General features: G+C 69.1%; 1 protein-coding gene. It reads right to left on the bottom strand.

Translation table 11 applies throughout. The features are described 5' to 3' along the window. Window positions 1-465, bottom strand: a 465-nt coding sequence (locus tag G4L39_RS05615; protein ID WP_165106584.1) for a hypothetical protein, incomplete at its 3' end; no start/stop codon positions are given. Between the last annotated feature and the right edge of the window lie 73 nt (window positions 466-538).

The following is a 538-nucleotide window of genomic DNA, read 5'->3' as shown; positions in this document are numbered from 1 at the left end:
TTCCCTGGCGCCTTTCAACCGATGCCGCGCCATCACCGCCCCCGCGTCGGTCCGGCGCGGGTCGTGCGCCACGAAGGCGTAACGCCAGAACATCTGGTCGTCCTTCTTCCACCGGGCCACCGCCAGAGGGAAAGTGAAGTCGCTGCCGGCCACGGTGTGCCGGATGCCGGCGTACTGCTCGGTCACTTCCACCCCGTCGCGCCAGCGCGTCTGCGTGGCCGGACTCCAGGCGCTCCGGGGCAGCGCGGCGGCGGTGCGTTCCGGCCCGGTGGTCCATTGGTTGTAGCTGACGCTCCCATGCGTGAAGCCGGCCTGCTCGATGGCTTGCAGATGCTCGGCACCGCTGGAGCGGCTGTCGGCCAGGAAATCGCAGGGGCAATCCCGCCAGAGCGGCCGGAGCGTTTGCAGCATCGCCGGCAACGCGCGGCTCACCTCGCCGGGCGAACCCAGTTCACCGCCGACCAAAAACGGGCCGAACCAGAACGTCTGCCAGGAAAGCGCCCGTTGGCCCTCGTCGTTGATCTAGGCCCCCTCGAAA

Source organism: Limisphaera ngatamarikiensis (assembly GCF_011044775.1).
GTDB lineage: Bacteria > Verrucomicrobiota > Verrucomicrobiia > Limisphaerales > Limisphaeraceae > Limisphaera > Limisphaera ngatamarikiensis.
This window is presented reverse-complemented; position numbering and strand designations above follow the sequence as displayed.